The following is a 5,463-nucleotide window of genomic DNA, read 5'->3' as shown; positions in this document are numbered from 1 at the left end:
TCCGAAAAGGTTATTACCAAGGCGGCCCCATCAGTGAAAGCACAGCCTCTTGGCGCTTTGGGGCGGGTTTTGCCCGGATGCTGGGCAGGCCGTCCACGGCCGATCCCCGCTTGCTTTCCGGGCCTTTTGGCCCCAAATAGGGACCGGGAGATTGGCGGTGGACGAGCCACTCGCCAACCGGGTCAGGTCCGGAAGGAAGCAGCCCTAACGAGGTCCGGATCGGGTCGCTCGTCAGTCTCCTACCGTTTTTTCGAGCGAATTGCGCCGGCGGGACAGCCGCCAGCGCACGCTCCTTTCCGCAAAAGCCGGCCGAGAGACATTTCATTGCGGATCGACCGATGACCGACGCTGGCGGCCCCACACCCCCCGATAGCGCCAGCCAGACCCCGTATCGGGTGCTGGCGCGAAAATACCGTCCCTCCTCATTCGACGATCTGATCGGCCAGGAGGCCGTGGTCCGCACCGTCTCCAATGCGTTCGAGACCGGGCGCATTCCGCAGGCCTGGATCCTCACCGGCGTCCGCGGGGTCGGCAAGACCACCACAGCGCGCATCCTGGCGCGTGCGCTCAACTATGAGCTGCCGGACGGATCGGTGAAGGGCCCGACCATCCACATGCCGACGCTGGGCGTGCATTGCCAGGCGATCATGGAAAGCCGGCACATGGACGTGCTGGAGATGGACGCCGCGTCCCACACCGGCGTCGACGACGTCCGCCAGATCAATGACAGCGTGCGCTACGCACCGGCGAGCGCCCGCTACAAGGTCTACATCATCGACGAAGTCCACATGCTCTCGACGGCGGCGTTCAACGCCTTCCTGAAGACGCTCGAGGAACCGCCGGAGCACGCAAAGTTCGTGTTCGCGACGACCGAGATTCGCAAGGTTCCGGTCACCGTGCTGTCGCGCTGCCAGCGTTTCGATCTGCGCCGCGTCGAGGCCGACGTGCTGATGAAGCACCTCGCCGGCATCGCGGCGAAGGAAAACGTCGAGATCGAGCCCGAGGCGCTCGGCATCATCGCCCGCGCCGCCGAAGGTTCCGTGCGCGACTCGCTGTCGCTGCTCGACCAGGCGATTGCGCATGCGGCCGGACAGGTGAAAGCCGATGCCGTCAGGCAGATGCTGGGGCTCGCCGATCGTACGCGGGTGATCGATCTCTTCGATTCGCTGGTGCGGGGCGACATCGCCTCTGCCTTCAAGGAGTTCCGCGATCAGTACGACACCGGCGCCGATCCGATCGTCGTGCTGTCCGACCTCGCCGAGTTCGTCAACTTCGTCACCCGCGTGAAGATCATTCCGGCGACCGCCGACAACGTCGCCTATGGCGAGACCGAGCGGCTGCGCGCGCGCGACTTTGCATCGAAGATTTCGATGCGCGTACTGTCGCGGATGTGGCAGATGCTGCTCAAGGGCATCACCGAGGTGCAGGCGGCAACGCGTCCTGCCGCCGCTGCCGAGATGGTGCTGGTCCGCATCGCCTATGTCGCCGACCTGCCGACGCCGGACGAAGCGATCAAAATGCTGGAGCAGAATGGCGGCGCCTCGCCTGTCGTGAGCGGTGCAAGTGCAGCGCGTAGCGCGCCGACCGCACCTGTTGCGTCGGCTGCGCCCGCGCGTGCACCGTCGTCATCGCCGCCACCATCGTTCGGTGGCGGTGCGCGTCCGCAGATGGCCGCGCCTGCGCCGACTCCGCAAGGTGCCGCCGCGCCGGCGCTGCGCATCACCAGCTTCACGCAGCTCGTCGCGCTTGCGGGCCAGAAGCGCGACGTCATGACCAAGGCGGCGCTCGAAGGCGACATGCGTCTCGTGCGCTTCGAGGACGGCCGGCTGGAAGTTGCGCTCGAACCCAACGCGCCGAAATCGCTGATCACGGAACTGCCGCGCAAGCTCGAGCTCTGGACCGGCCGGCGCTGGACCGTCGTGGTCTCCAACGAGCAGGGCCAGCCGACGCTGCGCTCGGTGAACCAGGCCGCCAAGCAGGAACATGCCCGCAGCGCCGAGGCCGATCCGCGCGTGCAGGAGGTGCTGTCGCGCTTCCCCGGCGCCAAGGTCGTCGAGGTCCGCAGGCTTGCCCCGGAGACGCCTGACACCGATATGAATGCCGACTATGGCAGCGACGATCCGCCCGACGGTTCCGACGGCGACGATCTCTAACCTTTTTCAAGGACAAGAATCGATGGCTGATTTTCTCGGCATGATGAAGCAGGCAGCGCAACTGCAATCCAAGATGCAGGCGATGCAGGAAGAACTCGCCAATGTGGAGGTGGAAGGCATCTCCGGCGGCGGGCTGGTCGCGGTGCGCATGACCGCGAAGATGGACGTGAAGGGCATCAAGATCGATCCGTCGCTGATGAAGGCGGAGGAACGCGAGGTGCTGGAGGATTTGCTCGTCACCGCGCTCGCCGATGCGCGCCGCAAGGCGGAGCTCGCGATGCAGGAGAAGATGCAGGCATTGACCGGCGGGCTCGGCCTGCCGCCGGGATTGCTCGGCTAAGACATGCCCGCGGTTGCCGGTCCCGAAATCGAGCGCCTGATCCAGCTTCTGGCGCGCTTGCCAGGTCTAGGCCCGCGCTCGGCGCGGCGCGCCGCGCTGCACCTGATCAAGAAGCGCGAGGCGCTGATGATGCCGCTGTCATCGGCGTTGCAGGTCGCGCTCGACAAGGTCCAGGTCTGCAAGACCTGCGGCAATATCGACACGCAAAATCCGTGCACGGTTTGCACCGATCCGCGGCGCGATCCCGCCATCATCGTCGTTGTCGCCGATGTCGCCGACCTCTGGGCGCTGGAACGGGCCAATGCGACGCACGGCCGCTATCATGTGCTGGGCGCGACATTGTCGCCGCTCGACGGCGTCGGTCCGCAGGACCTCACCATCGATGCGCTGGTCGCGCGCGCGCACAACGCTGAGGTGCACGAGATCATTCTGGCGCTGAATGCGACAGTGGACGGCCAGACCACCGCGCATTACATCACCGACCTCCTGCAGGACGCTAATGTGAAGGTCACAAGGCTCGCACACGGCGTTCCGGTCGGCGGCGAGCTTGATTATCTCGACGAAGGTACGCTATCGGCTGCGATGCGGCAGCGGACCCTGTTCTAGCACTCTCATTGACGGAAACGGACGACATGACGAAACGACGATTCGGCAAGCGCCTTGCTTTGGTTGCCGCCATGATGACGCTGGTGACGCCTGCCGTATCAGCGCAGCAGGGCGATGACGTTCCCGCATCGAAACCGGGCAAGCCGATCAACGCCGGCGACGTGCTCTCCGGCGAGCTCAGCACGATGAAAGTCCGCGGGGCTAAGGGTGGCAAGAAGGTCGCGACCTATCAGATCACCTCGGAACCGCGCCGCCTGCCGGCGCCGAACGGCCTCTGCAATCTCGAGACCGGCCCGGAAACGTTCCAACTCGTCACCTCCAGCGATGCGCAGGCCGCGCAACTGAAATCTTTCGCCGGCAAGGAGATCTCGGTGAAGGTCGACGAGGTCGCCTGCGCCAGCGATCCCGGCCAGATGAGCGAAGCCGTGATCACCAAGTGGAGCCTGATCAAGAAGTAACGGGAGCTGTCCATGTCGCCGCTGTCCCGCCTCGCCTGCATCGCATCTGCCCTGCTTGCGCTGGGGACTGCGGCGGAGGCGCAGGCACCGATCAAGGCCGGCGACACGCTCACCGGCATCTTGCGCCTCGTGCGCACGCGCCATCCCAACGGCACGAAGATCGAAGCCTACCAGATCGTCAGCGCGCCCAGGCTAATGCCGAAGGACGACGATTTCTGCGAGGACGGCAAGGGCGTCACCACCTTCCATCTGTTCACGATGAGCGAAGCGGCGCGCAGGCAGTTGCAGCCGCTGCTCGGCAAGACCGTCACGGTGCAGGCGTCAGCGCTGTTCTGCTCGGAGACCGCCTGGCACATCGGCGATGTCGCCGTGCCGGAGTGGACGGTGGTGAAATAGCTAAACCCGCACCGGCCCCAGCCGCTCAAAGTGCCCGCGCTTCTGCAGCCAGGTGAGCAGGATCAAGCTCGGGATTGCGACCAGCACGCAGATCACGAAGAACATCGGCCAACCCACGCCCTTCGCGACAAAGCCTGCACCTGACGAGAGATAGGTCCGCCCCACCGCGGCGAGCGCGGTGAGCAGTGCATATTGCGTGGCCGTGTGCAGCGGGTTTTGACACAGCGCCGAGAGATAGGCGACGAAGATCACGGTGCCGATGGCGCTGGTGAAATTTTCGGCGCAGATCGCGAGTGCCAGCGCCCATTGATTGGTGCCGACCACCGCGAGCCAGGAGAAGGAGAGGTTGGCGAGCGCCTGTACCACGCCGCCGATCCACAAGGATGCTGCGAGCGGATAACGCCGTGCGACGAACCCGCCGGCAAAGCCGCCGATCAGCGTTGCGGCAAGCCCCACGCCCTTCACGATCGCCGCATAGTCGTTGCGGGTGAAGCCGAGGTCGATCACGAACGGCGCCGTCATGGTGCCGGAAAACGCGTCGGTGAACTTGAACAGTACGACGAAGGCGAGCGCCGCCAGCGCATCCCTGCGCGACAAGAATTCCGAGAAGGCGCCGATCGCCGCATGCAGCACGCGGGCGATCGCCGAGTCAGCCTGCGTTGCGGCCTCCGCTTTCGCGGACTGTTCGGGCTCGGTGGCGGCCAGCGCGGTGACGGTGCCGATCAGCACCAGCGCCGCCATCACCACATAGCCCCACATCCACGCAGATGCGCGCGGAATGCCGGTATCTTCGAAGCCGGAGACGATGAACAGCGCACCGGCCGTCGAGACCAGCATGCCGATGCGGTAGGCCGCGACGTAGGACGCCATGCCCGCGGCCTGCTCGCTCTCGGGCAGGCTCTCGACGCGGAAGGCATCGACCACGATGTCCTGGGTCGAGGACATCGTCGCCACCAAGAGCGCGCCGAGCGCGCAATAGAACGGCGAGCGCGCCGGATCGGTCAGTGCCAGCAGCAGAATGGAGACGATCAGCAGCAATTGCGAGAACAGCAGCCAGCCGCGCCGCCGCCCGAACGCGCGCGTGAACAGCGGCACATGCAGCGCATCCACCAGCGGCGCCCACAAAAATTTCAGCGTGTAGGGCGTGCCGACCAGCGCAAACAGCCCGATGGTCCCGAGATCGACGCCGGATTCCCGCATCCACACCAGCAGCGTCGATCCCGAGAGCGCCAGCGGCAGCCCCGAGGAGAAGCCGAGGAACAGCACGATCAGCACGCGCGGTTGGGTGTAAACGGCAAAACTCTCACGCCAGGACGGAGAGGGCTTTTCGGTGGCGGTCTTGGCTGCGGGGGAGGTCGCGTCAGGTGCGGTCATGGAGGGGTGTTAGCAGATTCTGGCGGCGCTGCCCTCTTCTCCCTCTCCCCGTTCTTACGGGGAGAGGGTTGGGGTGAGGGGCCTCTCTCCCCACGTGAGTTCGACGTGAGACCTGTACCCCCTCACCCGGAATTCA

Annotated in this window: 6 protein-coding genes and 1 other RNA gene; 6 read left to right on the top strand and 1 reads right to left on the bottom strand. The window is 65.5% G+C overall.

The genetic code is table 11. The annotated features are described in order from the left end of the window. The first annotated feature begins 146 nt into the window (after positions 1-146). From ffs to C2U70_RS29655, 6 genes are all read left to right on the top strand, one after another. Positions 147-243: signal recognition particle sRNA small type (gene ffs, locus C2U70_RS29680), an RNA gene on the top strand. A gap of 95 nt (positions 244-338) precedes the next feature. Next, positions 339-2,153 carry a DNA polymerase III subunit gamma/tau gene (locus C2U70_RS29675; RefSeq protein WP_140982186.1) on the top strand — a complete coding sequence of 605 codons (1,815 nt, stop codon included), beginning with the start codon at positions 339-341 and terminating at the stop codon, positions 2,151-2,153. A gap of 22 nt (positions 2,154-2,175) precedes the next feature. After that, a complete protein-coding gene (locus tag C2U70_RS29670; RefSeq protein WP_140982185.1) occupies positions 2,176-2,493 on the top strand; it encodes a YbaB/EbfC family nucleoid-associated protein in 318 nt (105 codons plus the stop codon). 3 nt (positions 2,494-2,496) lie between these two features. Next, complete coding sequence (gene recR / locus C2U70_RS29665) at positions 2,497-3,099, top strand: recombination mediator RecR (protein WP_140982184.1); 603 nt, start codon at positions 2,497-2,499, stop codon at positions 3,097-3,099. A 26-nt stretch (positions 3,100-3,125) separates the two neighbouring features. Next, positions 3,126-3,557, top strand: coding sequence for a hypothetical protein (locus C2U70_RS29660; protein WP_140982183.1), 432 nt, complete (start codon positions 3,126-3,128; stop codon positions 3,555-3,557). A 12-nt stretch (positions 3,558-3,569) separates the two neighbouring features. Beyond that, entirely contained in the window at positions 3,570-3,953 is a 384-nt protein-coding gene (locus tag C2U70_RS29655) for a hypothetical protein (RefSeq protein ID WP_140982182.1), read from the top strand. On the opposite strand, the gene C2U70_RS29650 is transcribed toward C2U70_RS29655, so the two are convergent. Beyond that, positions 3,954-5,327 (bottom strand): AmpG family muropeptide MFS transporter, encoded by a 1,374-nt coding sequence (locus C2U70_RS29650; RefSeq protein WP_140982181.1) that lies wholly within the window; start codon positions 5,325-5,327, stop codon positions 3,954-3,956. Positions 5,328-5,463: the final 136 nt, after the last annotated feature.

Source organism: Bradyrhizobium guangdongense, from assembly GCF_006483445.1.
In the GTDB taxonomy this organism is placed as follows: Bacteria; Pseudomonadota; Alphaproteobacteria; order Rhizobiales; family Xanthobacteraceae; genus Bradyrhizobium; species Bradyrhizobium guangdongense_A.
Note: the sequence above shows the minus strand (reverse complement) of the source record. Positions and strands in the feature narration are given on the sequence as shown.

What these genes read in the sequence shown, in the direction of transcription:
- C2U70_RS29675 (WP_140982186.1), top strand. Translation starts at nt 339, where the DNA reads ATGACCGACGCTGGCGGCCCCACACCCCCCGATAGCGCCAGCCAGACC.
- C2U70_RS29670 (WP_140982185.1), top strand. Translation starts at nt 2,176, where the DNA reads ATGGCTGATTTTCTCGGCATGATGAAGCAGGCAGCGCAACTGCAATCC.
- recR (WP_140982184.1), top strand. Translation starts at nt 2,497, where the DNA reads ATGCCCGCGGTTGCCGGTCCCGAAATCGAGCGCCTGATCCAGCTTCTG.
- C2U70_RS29660 (WP_140982183.1), top strand. Translation starts at nt 3,126, where the DNA reads ATGACGAAACGACGATTCGGCAAGCGCCTTGCTTTGGTTGCCGCCATG.
- C2U70_RS29655 (WP_140982182.1), top strand. Translation starts at nt 3,570, where the DNA reads ATGTCGCCGCTGTCCCGCCTCGCCTGCATCGCATCTGCCCTGCTTGCG.
- C2U70_RS29650 (WP_140982181.1), bottom strand. Translation starts at nt 5,327, where the DNA reads ATGACCGCACCTGACGCGACCTCCCCCGCAGCCAAGACCGCCACCGAA.